Consider the following 15,363-nt stretch of genomic DNA (forward strand, 5'->3'; position numbering starts at 1 on the left):
AAAAAGGAAACCTTTTCTATCGTTTTTACTATTTAATTGCTCCTTTTTGGATATAATCTAAATTTAAACCAAATGTATGTTTATTAAAAACACAAAAGACAATAACTTAATCAGTTATTGTCTTTTGCAAGTTTATAATTAGCTCTTATTATTTTTTATTGTAAACGATAAGTGCTTCTTTTAATATGTTAACTGCAGTAATTAAATCTTCTTTGTTTAAGACATAAGCAATTCGAACCTGATTTAATCCCATTCCCGGGGTTGAATAAAAACCGGCAGCTGGGGCAACCATTACAGTTTGTCCGTTTAAATCATAACTTTCCAAAAGCCATTGGGCAAAATCTTCAGAATTTTGTATTGGTAATTGTGCAATGCAATAAAATGCTCCTTTAGGTTTGGTTACGATTACGCCATCAATTTTGTTTAGTTCAGTAATCAAAGTATCACGGCGGCTTTTATATTCTGAAATTACTTCATCAAAGTAACTTTGAGGAGTATCTATAGCAGCTTCACAAGCAATTTGTTCAATTGTGGGTGGACTCAAACGTGCCTGAGCAAATTTCATTACCGTTGCTAAAACCTGCTTGTTTTTTGTTACTAAACAGCCAATTCTGGCACCACACATGCTGTAACGTTTTGAAACAGAATCGACCATGATTACATTTTGCTGGACATCATCCAAATTCATTACTGAAAAATGTTCATCATCTCCATCATATAAAAACTCACGATAAACTTCATCAGCAATTAGATACAAATCATGCTTTTTTATTAAGCCTGCTAATTGTTTAATTTCTGCTTCAGTATATAAATAACCGGTTGGATTTCCGGGATTGCAAATTAAGATCGCTTTTGTTTTTGTTGTAATCAGTTTTTCAACTTCATCTATACTAGGCAATGCAAAAGCGCTCTCGATTGTAGAAACAAGAGGCACTACAGTTGCGCTTGTAGAAGATGCAAAGGCATGGTAATTAGCATAAAAAGGTTCTGGGATAATGATTTCATCACCAGGATCTGTAATTGTGGCCAGTGCAAAAAGTAAGGCTTCAGAACCACCAGTAGTTATAATGATGTCTTCTGTGTTAACATTTACATTTTGGCGTTGGTAAAATTTCGCTAATTTTTTTCTATAACTTTCATATCCCGCTGAAGGGCTGTATTCAATAAGAGTTAAATCAATATTTTTTACCGCCTCGATGGCCACTTCGGGTGTCTTGATATCCGGTTGACCAATGTTTAAATGATACACTTTTTTACCTTGCTTTTTAGCACTATCTGCATAAGGAGCAAGCTTGCGTATCGGTGATTCGGGCATGTTTTTGCCTTTGTGTGAAATTGTTGGCATGAGTTTTATTATTGAAGTGCAAATTTGCATTTTTTTTTCGAATTTAACGTCAACAATACAGGTACTTATAAAAATGTAACAATAATCAATATTTTTAGTAATTTTATAATAAAAAAATGTCAATGAAAAAATATATTCTATTATTTTTTGGTTTTTTGGCATCTTTTGCACTAAAAGCTCAGGATGATTTTTTAATGGACAAGCACAAAAATAAAGTTGTAATTCCTTTTAAACTGATTAATAACCTGGTTTTTATCCCAATAAAAGTTAATGGTATTGAACTGAATTTTTTATTAGATTCGGGTGTAGATGAAACCATTTTATTCAGCATGGATGATAAAAAAGAGGTTAGTTTTAAAAATATTGAAAAAATTAAACTTCGGGGCCTTGGCAGTGAGGAGGAAATAGAGGGGTTAAAATCAACTAACAATATTCTGGAAACACATGGTTTAAAATCTGCAAATCATTTGGTTTATATTATTCTAGATCAGGGATTTAATTTGTCTTCCCATATTGGAATTCCGGTTAACGGAATAATTGGGTACAAGTTTTTTAAAAATAATATTGTAGAGGTTAATTATCAAAAGAAAAGAATTTTTGTTCACCAAAATAATGAAAAAATAAGGATTGCTTTAAATAAAAAATTTAAAGCAATCCCTATTACCGTTGAAAGATCAAAGCCTTATTTGACGGCATCTGCAATAGTGAAAAATGTAAATATTCCCGCAAAATTACTTGTAGATATTGGAAACAGTGATTCATTCTGGGTTTTTGAAAATGATAAAATAAAGTTACCTGAAAAGAATTTTCCGGATTTTTTAGGAAAAGGATTTAGCGGTGATATTGAGGGGCACAGGGCAAAAATAGATGAATTTTCACTGGCTGATTTTGATTTTAAAAATCCTATTGTTTCTTTTCCCGACTCTAGTTCCATAAAAAATGTAAAAATGGTTGTCAATCGAATAGGTTCTGTTGGTGGTGAAGTCTTAAAACGGTTTACAATTGTTATGGATTATGCAGATAAAAAAATGTATCTGCGAAAAAACAGCAAATTTAATGAGCCTTTCACCTACAATAAAAGCGGAATTTCAATCCAGCATAATGGTCTGCAATGGGTTCAGGAAACGGTACACTTAGAAACGGTTAGGGTAAGTACTTCAAATGATGAAAATTATAATGGCAATAATAAAAATGATTTTAGATATAAATTTCAATTAAAGCCTATTTATGAAATTGTAAATGTGCGTAAAAAGTCAGCTGCCGAAAAATGTGGTTTGTTAAAAGGAGATATAATTATCAGTATAAATGGAAACAAACCTTATAAGTATACCTTACAACAGATTAATAATCTTTTAAAATCAGAAGATGATATTTGGATTAATTTAGAAATTGAACGAAATAGTATATTGTTAAAGTTTCGGTTTCGATTAGAAGATGAATTGTAGTTTTTTACTTGATTTATTTTATTTTTTCGTTTGATAATTAGATAGTTATCATTTTGTTTTTTTTTACATAAGATAGTTTTGTTGAATAATTTAAGTATTTTTAACAAAATTTAATTAGTATATGATTAAAAACTACTTTTCTCTAATTGCTTTTAGCTCTTATCTTTTTATTTTTCTTTTACTTCCTACTAAAAGTTTTGCACAATGTGCGGGTCTGGACTCATTGACTCCTTTTGAAGTTTGTGAAATACCCAATGTTAGTAGTCAGACAATAGATTTGTTTCCTTTATTAGGGGTTACTGCAGTTCCCGGCGGTACATGGTCAGATGATGATAATTCAGGAGGTTTAAATGAAACCACAGGAGTTTTAAATGCGCAGGTGATTGCTGTTAGTGGTATTTATCACTATACTTATACAGTTACAGGAATCAATGGATGTACAGATAATTTAGCAACTATCGAAGTTATTATTGGCGGATATGCAGGTTTTGCAGAAAGAGCTTCGGCCTGTAGTGATGATCATTCATTTAATCTTTTTCAGATATTCAATGCGAATAGTTATTTGAGTCCGCAATCTCGTGGAAATTGGTATGATAAAAATGGAACTCCTGTGAATAGTATTGTTGATGCAGAAGTTTTAGGTGTTGGAAATCATTAATTTACATATTCTATTGCCGCTATTGGAAATTGCCCGGCTGTTTCTTCAACAGGATTTGTAACTGTTTTTAGATCCCCGGAGCCGGGAAAGCCTTCACAATTAATATTATGTGAGGACAGTGATTTTTCAATATATTCTAATCTGGACTTAAATGACTGGGTTGCTGGTGAAGATTCAGGGGGAACCTGGACCGATAATAAAGGTACAGGGCAGATTACTTTTATAAAAGATCATAATATAAATGTTCAGCAAATATTTAATAATTATGGTATAGGAGAATATAACTTTACTTATACAGTTTTACCAACAAGTCCGGTGTGTAAAATAGAAACTGCTGTTGTAAGGATTAAAATTGAAAAGAAATACGATTTTACGGGGGCGACTATAGAAGTGAGAAAAGATATTTGCGAGTCTGACATTCAAACTGCAACTTATTCGGTCATATTAAACCAGGGAATTCAGAATATTCCAAATGGTCAATACTATATAGATTATACAGTTTCAGGACCAAATGGAGGTTCACATACAGTATTGTCAACATTTAATAATGGAGTTTTAATTTTTCCTTTAAGCCGGAATTATTTTCGGCAGTCGGGCAGTTTTACCGTAACCATCACAAAAATAAATGAATTTAGCAGTGAAGGCGGCTGTGTAAACATCATTCATAATTTATCAGATGTTTTGAATGTTTATAAAACACCGTTTTTAAACGGGGCGAATTTAACACCGGCTGTGACCTGTCAGAATAAAAGTTCTCAGGCATTAATATCAAATGCTTCCGGATTAGAAGATGGAGCGTATACTATTTTGTATAATGTTGCCGGATCAAACACAGCAACAGCACAAGTCGCTGCCATTAATGTAATAGGGGGAAATGCAAGTTTTACGATTCCTTCCAACTTAAATTCCAATAGTGGCAATTCAGTTATTACAATTACTAATGTTACCAATGCAGCTACTCCTTATTGTACAAATACTGCTAATTTGAGTGGAAATTTAATCATAAATAAACTTCCGGAAGTCCCGAATCTAAAAGTTGAAGTTTTGGATAATTGTTTTAACAAACCTTTTACAGCTTCAGTAACCGGTTTAGGATTACTTACGAATGTTACAGTTTCATATGTATTATCTGGTAGTAATATTGCCACCTCACAAACGGTTACTTTAGTGGTGGCTAATGGAAAAGCAGATTTTGTAATTCCGGCTATTTTATTACCAAATACAGGCTCAACCGCGATTTCGATAATAAATCTGGTAAATAATGATACAACTTGTGATGTGAATTTAACAACAGTTTCAGACGCTTTTGCAATAAATCCTATTCCGATAGCACCTGCTTCTGTTGATCAGCCTTTTTGTAAAGCCGATGGAGCAACTATTGCAAGTTTGGTTCCTAATGGATCTCGGTATAAATGGTATAATTCGGTAACACTTACTACGCCTTTGGCTTCTAATTATGTTTTAAAATCAGAGGATTATTGGGTAACCGAAACTTCTGCAGCCGGATGTACTTCACCAGCTACGATGATTACGGTAACAGTAAGCAATTTGCCTGCGCCGGTTTTAGATACAGACGGTCAAAATTTTTGTGGTTTAGAAAATCCTACGATTTCAGATTTGTCTAATAATACAAATGCTTCGTCTACGATAGTCTGGTATGATGCCATAAATAATGGTAATCTGCTGTCTTCTACAACACCTCTGACAGATAATACAATTTATTACGGCTTCGATTTTTCTTCAGTAACAGATTGTCATTCTGAAGATCATTTAGAAGTGAAAGTTTCTCTGAGTCATTGTGATGATACTGAATATGAAACATTTTTTATTCCGGATGGTTTTTCGCCAAACGGTGATAATGTAAATGATACTTTTAAAATTCTTAAAATTGATTTTTTATATCCGGATTACAAAATTGAAATTTATAACCGATACGGAAATGTCTTATTCAAAGGAAATAAAAATAAGCCGGATTGGGATGGAAGAAATTCTGAAAGTGGAGGTATGGGTGATGGAATAGCACCAAACGGAGTCTATTTTTATGTTATCCATTTTAATAAAGAGAATAAACCGCCTCAACAGGGCCGTCTTTATTTAAATAGATAATCTTCATTTACATTTAATATATTTCAAATGAAAAAAATAATACTTCTTATAAGTTTCCTTTTTTATATCACATCAGCTTCAGCTCAGCAAGATCCTGAGTACACACATTATATGTGCAATATGAGTGTAGTAAATCCAGCTTACGCTAGCGGTACATCAGCAATGCTGAATTTAGGAGGTTTATACAGAACACAATGGGTAGGAGCGGTTGGAGCACCAAAAACATTTACTTTTTTTGGACATACTGCTTTAAGCGAAAAGATCGAAGTTGGTGCTTCATTAATTTCGGATGATATTGGTGAAGGTGCGAAAAAAGAAAACAATTTCTATGCAGATTTTGCCTATGTGCTGCAATTAGAAGGCAAAAACAAACTTTCTTTAGGACTAAAAGCTGGATTTACTTCTTTACAGACTAATTTTAATGGATTTCGTTTTACGGATCCGGCAACAGATTTGGCTTTCGCCGAAAATATCAATGTGACCAAGCCAAATATTGGAGCAGGAGCTTATTACTTTACCGATAAGTATTATATCGGATTATCTGTCCCAAATTTATTGAGTTCAAAACACATCGAAGAAAAATCAGGAATAAACGCTTTCGGATCCGAGCAAATACACACTTTTTTAACCGCCGGTTATGTTTTTTATATTAATGATGCATTTAAATTAAAACCGGCATTTATGTCCCGATTTGTTTCCGGAGCACCGGTGTCAGTTGATATCACAGCCAATGTTTTGTATGATGACAAGTTTGAACTCGGGGCTGCGTACAGGGTAAATGACGCCGTAAGTGCTTTAATGAATATCAATGTTACACCTTCACTTAGAATTGGATACGCTTATGATTATACGACATCAAATTTAGGACAGTTCAATTCTGGAACTCATGAAATTATGCTATTTTTTGATTTAGATTTATTAAGAAAAGGATACGATAAATCACCAAGATTCTTTTAAAATGAAAAATATGAAAAGATTATTTGTTATTATATTCGTATTTTCTATACAGTTTATAAACGCTCAGGATCAGGATTTGGCAAGAGCCAAACGTTTTTTTGACAGAACATATTACGTTGAAGCGATTACATTATATGAAAAATTAGCTAAAGAAAAACCTTCTCAGGAGGTTATCAAAAACCTGGCAGATTCGTATTATTATACCAATGATCTGATAAAAGCCCAGCGTTATTACAGACTTTTAATTAAAAATTACGATAAAGATTTAGACAGGAATTATTATTTTAAATATGCTCAAACCCTCAAAGCGACAGAAAATGCGGAAGAAGCAACCGAAGCTTTAAAAACATATTTCTCAAAATTTGAAAATAGTGAAGATTTGGCCAATTTTGAAAAGGAAGCTAAAACTTTAGAAAATGTTTCTGCAATTGGAAATCGTTTCGAAATTAAAAACTTAGCTATAAATACACCAAATTCCGAGTTTGGAGCAGTAAAATATAATGACAGTCTGGTTTTTGCGGGAGTTAAACTAAAACCGGGATTATTTGATAAAAAGTATAAATGGGATAATGCGACCTATTTGAATCTTGTAGCTGTACCAATCAAAAATAGCAATTCACCAGATCAGATTACGCATTATTTTTCGAATGAATTAAAAACCGGAATGCATGAGTCGAATGCTGTTTTTACAAAAGATGGCAAAACAACTTATTTTACCCGTAATAATTCTAAAAACGGCAGTAAAAGAAAAAATGTGGAGAAAATTTCAAATCTTCAAATTTTCAAAGCCGAATTGGTTAACGGAAAATGGACCAATATAATTTCGCTTCCTTTTAACAGTGAGAATTATTCGGTAGAGCATCCTGCATTAAGTGCTGATGAAAAAGTATTGTATTTTTCTTCTGATATGCCGGGAACAGTGGGTTCTTTTGATATTTTTTCAGTAAATATAAACCAGGGCGCTTTTGATATTCCTAAAAACTTGGGATCAATTATTAATACAGATAAAAGAGAACAGTTTCCGTTTGTTTCAAAAGACAATAAACTTTATTTTTCGTCTGAAGGTCATTTAGGATATGGTTCGCTTGATATTTTTGTTTCTGAAATTAAAGTAAAAGAATACGAAAAGCCCGTAAATGTCGGTTTGCCTGTTAATTCCAATTTAGATGATTTTTCATTCTATTTTGATTCAGATACAAAGGAAGGTTATTTTGCATCCAATAGAAAAGGAGGAAAAGGCAGTGATGATATTTATGTGTTAAAAGAAATTAAGGAGTTAATTGTTGAAGATTGCAAACAGTTTATTACAGGAGTAATAACAGATGCTGATACTAAATTAGCTTTAGAAAATGTCACCGTAGAACTTCAGGATTCAAATAAAAAACAATTGAATGTAGTGACAACAACTGTCGACGGGAAATTTAGTTTTACTGTGCCTTGTGAAACTTCTTTTACTGTGCTGTCTTCTAAGGAAAATTATACTAACAACTCAAAATCGTTAACTTCAGGGAAGACCAGAAATACAAATAATGATGCTTCTATGACATTGAAATCTTTAGAAATTATCAAGCAGGAAGAAAAACAGATTGCAGAGAATAAAAGAAAACAGGAACTTATTATAGAAGAAGAAAATAAGAAAAAAGAGGCTTTGGCTGTTATCGCTTTAAAAGAAGCAGACAAAAAAGCTAAAGAGGATAAAATTGCTGCTGCAGAAGTTAAGAAAAAAGAGAAAGTTGATCAGATCCTGGCTCAGGAAAAAGATGTCGTGAAAGACAAAGACAGGCTGATTATAAAAACGGATCCTATCTATTTTGATTACAATATGTGGTATATCCGAAAAGAATCAAAAGTGGTTTTAGGAAGGGTAGTAGAATTAATGAAAAAATATCCGGGAATGATAATCGAAATTGGATCACACACCGATTCGAGAGGAAATGCTAAATTCAATGAAGATTTATCTCAAAAAAGAGCAACCTCTACCAGAGAATTTATCATACAATCCGGTATTGATTCTAAGAGGGTTACAGCAAAAGGGTATGGGGAATCTGTGCCCATTATAAAGTGTAAAACCGAGGATGCCTGTTCAGAAGAAGAACACGAATTGAACCGAAGATCTGAATTTGTAATTAAAAATTTATAGATTTTGAATAATAAATTAACTAAGAAGCCTTTTCATTGGCTTCTTTTTTATTATTTTTATGAGGATAATCATGAAATTAAAAATATTCAATTATGAGAAACCTAGTTTTATCTTGCCTGATTTTGCCTTTAATTGCATTACAAAGCTGTAAAAACGATGAAAAACAAAAAGCAGCTGAAGCAGCAAAAGCCGATGGAGAAAAGATTGTAAGTACACAATGCTATCAGGCAACTTATGAAAATGATATCATTGATCTAAAACTGAATACTTTAAAAAACGGAAAAATTAATGGTAATATGATAATGAAAGTTGTGGATACTCCGGAAAGAACGGGAGAAATTACAGGTGAATTTCATGGAGATACTTTATTTGCAGATTACACTTTTCATGATGCCACAAATAAAAATAATAAATTCAAAAACCCAATGGCATTTTTAAAAAAGGATAAACAGCTTATTTTAGGAAACGGAACAATGCAGACTACAATGGGCGTAACGTATCTGGTAAAAGACAAACCAATTGACTTTGAACGTGTGAAATATAAATTTGTTAGCATTGACTGCGTTGATAAATAAAAAATTAAGAGAACAAAAATCCATAAAAAAAACCGTTTCAAACTAATGAAACGGTTTTACTATTTTTCGTTGAAATTATTTTTATAAAACTTCACCTTTAATTTTAAGAGCTACTCTTCCGTCAGGGTAATTTACAGCATTGGTTTCAACGGTAATCGTTTTACGGATTGGTCCTGCAGTCATGTTGTATTTTACGTCAATTTTCCCTTTTTTGCCAGGTAAAATAGCTGCGCTTGGTTTTGTAACGACTATCGTGCTTAGTGTTGACTGAGCAGAAATTATTGTTAAGGGAGCATCTCCGGTATTTGTAAATTCAAAAGATCTGACAGGATTATCGCTTTTTGAAATTTTTCCGTAATCAATAGTGTTGTCCTGAGCTGAAAATTCAATTTTAGGACCGTTTTGAGAATAACCCGTTACGCTAAACAGTACGATTACAATAAATTTAATAACATTTTTCATTTTGAAATTGTTTTTAAGATAGGAGTAAATATACTTTCTTTTAATTAATACACAAATTATTATTTCGCTTTTTATAGTGTACTTAATTATTTACTTTTGCTGTCGGTTATAATTACAAAAATTGAACCAGTTTTTTTGTTTAACTGTTTAATCGTTTATTTGTTTAATCGTTGAGATTGATTTATAAATGATTTTTTAAAACAGAAAATAAGAAAACAAATCAATTTGAAATTCGATGATCAAAACCGATTAAACGGTTAAACAAATTAACGATTAAACAACCCTAGTAAATGACAATTCCAGCACAATTTGACACTAAGACGATTGAGAATAAATGGTATGATTACTGGATGAAAAATAACTATTTTCATTCAGAACCAGATCATAGAACACCGTACACCATTGTAATCCCGCCGCCAAACGTCACTGGAGTCCTTCACATGGGACATATGTTGAATAATACAATTCAGGATGTTTTAATTCGTAGAGCACGTTTAAAAGGTTTCAACGCCTGCTGGGTTCCGGGAACAGATCACGCTTCTATTGCAACTGAAGCAAAAGTAGTAGCGAAATTAAAAGCAGAAGGAATCAATAAAAACGATTTGACCCGCGAAGAATTCCTAAAACACGCCTGGGAATGGACAGATAAATATGGCGGAACAATCTTAGAACAGCTTAAGAAATTAGGTGCTTCATGCGATTGGGAACGTACCAAATTCACTATGGATCCGGATATGTCTGCTTCTGTAATTAAATCGTTTGTAGATTTATACAACAAAGGATTAATTTACAGAGGATACCGAATGGTAAACTGGGATCCGGAAGCGAAAACAACTCTTTCTGACGAAGAAGTTATTTACGAAGAACAACAAGGAAAATTATTTTTCTTAAAATATAAAATCGAAGGTTCAGAAGATTTCCTGACCATCGCGACAACACGTCCTGAAACTATTTTTGGAGATACTGCCATCTGTATCAATCCGAACGATGAGCGTTTTACACATTTAAAAGGTAAAAAAGCGATCGTTCCAATTTGCGGAAGAGTAATCCCGATTATCGAAGACGAATATGTAGATGTAGAATTCGGAACAGGATGTTTGAAAGTAACGCCTGCGCACGACATGAACGATAAAACGTTGGGTGAAAAACACAACCTTGAAATCGTTGATATATTTAATGAAGATGCGACTTTAAACAGCTTCGGATTACATTATCAGGGAAAAGACCGTTTTGTAGTTCGTACAGAAATTGCAAAAGAACTGGAAGAAAGCGGAGCTTTGGCTAAAACCGAAATCCATTTAAATAAAGTGGGAACTTCAGAAAGAACCAAAGCCGTAATCGAACCAAGATTATCGGATCAATGGTTCCTGAAAATGGAAGAATTGGTTAAACCAGCAATTAAATCGGTTTTAGAAACAGGAGAAATTAAATTGCATCCAAAACGTTTCGAAAATACATATGCACACTGGTTAAACAACATTCGTGATTGGAATATTTCCCGTCAGTTATGGTGGGGACAACAAATTCCGGCGTATTATTACGGAGATGGAAAAGAAGATTTTGTAGTTGCTAATGACAAACATGAGGCAGCTGCAATATTAGAAGAAACAAAAGGAATTATCATTACAGATTTTGACGAATTACGTCAGGATTCTGATGCATTAGATACCTGGTTTTCATCTTGGCTTTGGCCGATGTCTGTTTTTGGCGGAATAATGGATCCTGAAAGTGAAGACTTTAAATATTATTATCCAACAAATGATTTGGTTACAGGTCCGGATATTTTATTTTTCTGGGTTGCCAGAATGATCATTGCAGGTTACGAATATGCAGGCGAAAAACCATTTACAAACGTATATTTAACTGGTTTAGTTCGGGATAAGCAGCGTCGTAAAATGTCTAAATCATTAGGGAATTCTCCTGATCCTTTAGATTTAATTGATGCTTTTGGTGCCGATGGAGTTCGTGTAGGATTGCTTTTAAGTGCTTCTGCAGGAAACGATATTATGTTTGATGAAGAATTGTGTAATCAGGGAAAAGGGTTTTCAAACAAAATCTGGAATGCTTTTAAACTGATTAAAGGCTGGGAAGTTTCAGAAACTATCGCACAGCCGGAATCTTCAAAAGTTGCCATAGAATGGTATGAAGCAAAATTACAGCAGACTTTAGTTGATATTGAAGACAATTTTGAAAAATACAGAATTTCAGATTCATTAATGGCTATTTATAAATTAGTTTGGGATGATTTCTGTTCTTGGTTCTTAGAAATGATCAAACCTGCTTACCAACAGCCAATTGACAGCGTAACTTTCGCTAAAGCGATCGAAATGTTAGAAAGTAACTTGAAATTGTTACATCCTTTCATGCCTTTCTTAACAGAGGAAATTTGGCAGTTAATTGCAGAAAGAACTCCGGAAGAAGCTTTAATTGTTTCAACCTGGCCGGAATTAAAATCTTTCGATACAAAATTAATTACCGATTTTGAAAATTCTATTGAAGTGATTTCAGGAATTAGAACAATCAGAAAAGACAAAAATATTCCGTTTAAAGATGCAATCGAATTAAAAGGAATCAACAGCGAAAATGTTTCAACTTATTTCGATTCAATTATCACGAAATTAGGAAACGTTTCTGCTTTCGAATATGTTTCTGAAAAAGTAGACGGTGCATTGTCTTTCCGTGTAAAATCAAATGAATATTTCATTCCGATTACTGGAAATATCGATGTTGAAGCTGAAATAGCAAAACTGACAGAAGAATTGAATTATACCAAAGGATTTCTGAAATCTGTTGAAGCAAAACTTTCTAACGAGAAATTCGTAAATGGAGCTCCAGAAAAAGTTTTAAATATAGAAAAACAAAAACAGGCCGATGCTTTGGCAAAAATTGCTACAATAGAGCAGAGTCTGGCTGGTTTGAAGTAATAAACAAACTTAGTTTTTAAATCCAAAACCCCGACAGATTTTAAATCTGTCGGGGTTTTATATTTTTCCGAAATACTTATTTCTTATTAAGCTCTTCTACTTTTTGTTCCCAATGTGTTTCAAGGGCACCGTAATCAATTGGATTTGCAGGTTTTTGATTGGCTAACCTGCCCGATTCAAATGCCCTGACAAGAATGGTCTCTATCAGGTAATCTTCGCTGACTTCAAAGGGTTTATATTCTCTTTTTAAACTAATGTCAAACATATTGGCCGTAGCATTTGATACAAATGCCTTGAAACCGCTTTTCAAAGTTTTTACCAATTCGTATGTTGTTATTCCAGTCTGTCGATTGATAAGTTTTACTAAAATTTGCCCTTGTTTTCGCGAAAGTTTTTTTAACCTCGCCTCAAACTCATTATTGAGGTAATCTTCAACGATTTTAAAATATTTTTTCTTCTCACGGCTGGTTTTTAAACGTGCCATTCCATTGTTTAGCGCTGTTAGTCGGTCTGCTGCCAATCTTGCATACGGATAGACTTTGTAAACTCTGTTTTGAAGAATCAGGAATTGTTTTTGTGCTTCGGGATCCAGCTTCTCTTTTGAAATGATAATTTCAGGCAACTCAATAGTATCACCCAAAATTGAATCATTCTCTCTAAGCGTGTAGCCCATTTCACTCTCTTTAGGCGTAATCTGTGCTTTCGCAGCAAAAGAAATTAAAAGAAAACATAAAATATAAGTTGTAAATCTCATGGAATATATATTTAAGTGTAAAATTATACATTATATACACAACTGTAATACCAAATTTATAAATTAGCAAAAAAATATTTTTATGAGCACACAATCTATCTTAAAAGATACCTCAATTGCTTTTCTGGAAAGCTACCTAAATAACGCTTCGCCGACAGGTTATGAAAGCGAAGGACAAAAAATCTGGATGAATTATCTGGAACCTTATGTTGATACTTTTATTACGGATACTTACGGAACTGCCGTTGGTGTTATCAATCCGGATGCCCCATTCAAAGTAGTGATTGAAGGGCATGCTGATGAAATTTCGTGGTATGTAAATTATATCACAGATGATGGTTTGATATATGTAATCAGAAACGGAGGATCTGATCACCAGATTGCACCTTCAAAACGAGTAAATATCCATACCAAAAAAGGAATTGTAAAAGGAATTTTCGGATGGCCGGCAATTCATACACGTTTACGAGATAAAGAGGAAATTCCGAAACTAAGCAATATTTTTATTGATTTAGGTTGTGAAACAAAAGAGCAGGTTCTGGAAATGGGTGTTCACGTTGGTTGCGTGATAACTTATCCAGATGAATTCATGATTTTAAACGAAAATAAATTTGTTTGTCGTGCCATCGATAATAGAATGGGCGGTTTTATGATTGCCGAAGTAGCACGTTTATTGAAAGAGAACAATAAAACGCTTCCGTTTGGTTTATATATTGTGAATTCTGTGCAGGAGGAAATTGGTCTTCGCGGTGCCGAAATGATTTCGCAGCGAATCAAACCAAATGTTGCTATTGTGACGGATGTTTGTCATGATACTACAACACCAATGATTGATAAAAAAGTTGAAGGCGATCTTAAAATAGGCAAAGGACCTGTTATTGCTTACGCTCCGGCGGTACAAAATAATCTGAGAGAATTAATCGTCGATACAGCCGAGGAGAAAAACATACCTTTTCAGCGCCATGCGACTTCCAGAGCTACTGGCACGGATACTGATGCTTTTGCTTACAGCAATGGAGGCGTAGCTTCAGCATTGATTTCGTTGCCGCTTCGTTATATGCATACGACTGTTGAAATGGTTCACAAGGAAGATGTTGAAAATGTGATTCAGCTGATTTATGAATCATTATTGAAAATCGAAAACAACGAAACTTTTTCTTATTTCAAATAAGAGATAATTTGTAATGTTAACTTGGTTGTATTGATTTTTGAACTTTAAAAGAAATTTATTAAAAAGAATTAATGAAAAGAACTATAGTAATTTTAATTGTGATGCTCTCAGCTTGTGTTTATTCACAAGAATCAAAAGAAAGAAATTGGGGCATAAAAATTAATCCAGTTCAATTAATTGATATTGCTTCATTTCCAACTTTACAATTATCTGTTGAAAGAAAAATAAATTATTATTCAAGTTTGAATATTGAAGTTGGCTATCAACTTTATGATTTTACAAATACGGATACCATTTTTTTAAAGCCAAAAGGATTTAAAACCAATATCGAAGGACGAATTTATTTGCAAAAACTGTTTAACTCAAGAGTTAAATCTAAACGAAGTGAGTTGTACGCAGGTATTCAGGTATTTTATAGAGAGAATCAGAGAAATAGTTTTATAGAATATGTTCCGATTGATCCAATAAATGAAGATGAGTATATTGATGAATATTTGGATGATTTTGGAGTTAAGAAAACCGCTAAAGGAATTAATTTAACTGTAGGTAATCAATTTTCATTTGCAAGATTTATTTTAGAGCCATTTGTAGTATTTGGTTATATGAATAGAAAAACAATCAATAGCGATCTTGAGTATGATGAAAGTAAACATTCTTTGAATATGAATCATGCTTTTTTTCTAGGTAGCGATTTGGAAAGTAATTCAGGAGATATGTTCAATTTTGGACTTGGTTGCAGGCTTGGATATAGATTTTAAACACATAAAATCAGAGCATAAAGGCTGGCTATATGAAGAAGGTTTGAGATTTGTTTTTAAGTTTTGAA

12 protein-coding genes are annotated in these 15,363 nt (G+C 33.1%); 9 read left to right on the forward strand and 3 right to left on the reverse strand.

What is annotated here, in order from left to right:
• Positions 1-148: 148 nt before the first annotated feature.
• Complete coding sequence (locus BXU10_RS23925; protein ID WP_078229974.1) at positions 149-1,345, reverse strand: pyridoxal phosphate-dependent aminotransferase; 1,197 nt, start codon at positions 1,343-1,345, stop codon at positions 149-151.
• Between the two features lie 122 nt (positions 1,346-1,467).
• On the opposite strand from BXU10_RS23925, the gene BXU10_RS23930 reads away from it, so the two are divergent.
• From BXU10_RS23930 to BXU10_RS23950, 6 genes are all read left to right on the forward strand, one after another.
• Positions 1,468-2,790, forward strand: coding sequence for a PDZ domain-containing protein (locus BXU10_RS23930; RefSeq protein WP_078229948.1), 1,323 nt, complete (start codon positions 1,468-1,470; stop codon positions 2,788-2,790).
• A gap of 121 nt (positions 2,791-2,911) precedes the next feature.
• On the forward strand, positions 2,912-3,448 hold the full coding sequence (locus BXU10_RS25475) for a hypothetical protein (protein WP_223255562.1): 537 nt from the start codon (positions 2,912-2,914) through the stop codon (positions 3,446-3,448).
• A gap of 315 nt (positions 3,449-3,763) precedes the next feature.
• Positions 3,764-5,554 (forward strand): gliding motility-associated C-terminal domain-containing protein, encoded by a 1,791-nt coding sequence (locus BXU10_RS23935; protein WP_223255563.1) that lies wholly within the window; start codon positions 3,764-3,766, stop codon positions 5,552-5,554.
• 27 nt (positions 5,555-5,581) lie between these two features.
• Positions 5,582-6,511 carry a type IX secretion system membrane protein PorP/SprF gene (locus BXU10_RS23940; RefSeq protein WP_078229949.1) on the forward strand — a complete coding sequence of 310 codons (930 nt, stop codon included), beginning with the start codon at positions 5,582-5,584 and terminating at the stop codon, positions 6,509-6,511.
• A 10-nt stretch (positions 6,512-6,521) separates the two neighbouring features.
• Positions 6,522-8,651, forward strand: a complete 2,130-nt coding sequence (locus tag BXU10_RS23945) for an OmpA family protein (RefSeq protein ID WP_078229975.1) — start codon at positions 6,522-6,524, stop codon at positions 8,649-8,651.
• 92 nt (positions 8,652-8,743) lie between these two features.
• Positions 8,744-9,226 carry a hypothetical protein gene (locus BXU10_RS23950; RefSeq protein ID WP_078229950.1) on the forward strand — a complete coding sequence of 161 codons (483 nt, stop codon included), beginning with the start codon at positions 8,744-8,746 and terminating at the stop codon, positions 9,224-9,226.
• A gap of 81 nt (positions 9,227-9,307) precedes the next feature.
• Here BXU10_RS23950 and BXU10_RS23955 read toward each other — a convergent pair whose 3' ends face one another.
• Entirely contained in the window at positions 9,308-9,688 is a 381-nt protein-coding gene (locus BXU10_RS23955) for a DUF1573 domain-containing protein (RefSeq protein ID WP_078229951.1), read from the reverse strand.
• A gap of 290 nt (positions 9,689-9,978) precedes the next feature.
• Here BXU10_RS23955 and BXU10_RS23960 point away from each other — a divergent pair, with 290 nt between their 5' ends.
• Positions 9,979-12,612 (forward strand): valine--tRNA ligase, encoded by a 2,634-nt coding sequence (locus BXU10_RS23960; RefSeq protein WP_078229952.1) that lies wholly within the window; start codon positions 9,979-9,981, stop codon positions 12,610-12,612.
• Positions 12,613-12,688: 76 nt separating this feature from the next.
• On the opposite strand, the gene BXU10_RS23965 is transcribed toward BXU10_RS23960, so the two are convergent.
• Positions 12,689-13,366 (reverse strand): DUF4294 domain-containing protein, encoded by a 678-nt coding sequence (locus tag BXU10_RS23965; RefSeq protein WP_078229953.1) that lies wholly within the window; start codon positions 13,364-13,366, stop codon positions 12,689-12,691.
• Positions 13,367-13,448: 82 nt separating this feature from the next.
• Between BXU10_RS23965 and BXU10_RS23970 the strand changes: the two genes are divergently transcribed.
• Together BXU10_RS23970 and BXU10_RS23975 are read left to right on the forward strand one after the other, a co-directional pair.
• Positions 13,449-14,537 (forward strand): M42 family metallopeptidase, encoded by a 1,089-nt coding sequence (locus tag BXU10_RS23970; protein ID WP_078229954.1) that lies wholly within the window; start codon positions 13,449-13,451, stop codon positions 14,535-14,537.
• A gap of 71 nt (positions 14,538-14,608) precedes the next feature.
• Positions 14,609-15,295, forward strand: coding sequence for a DUF3575 domain-containing protein (locus tag BXU10_RS23975; RefSeq protein WP_078229955.1), 687 nt, complete (start codon positions 14,609-14,611; stop codon positions 15,293-15,295).
• Positions 15,296-15,363 lie beyond the last annotated feature (68 nt).

Origin of the sequence: Flavobacterium sp. LM4, assembly GCF_002017935.1 — a bacterium.
Taxonomy (GTDB): domain Bacteria; phylum Bacteroidota; class Bacteroidia; order Flavobacteriales; family Flavobacteriaceae; genus Flavobacterium; species Flavobacterium chungangense.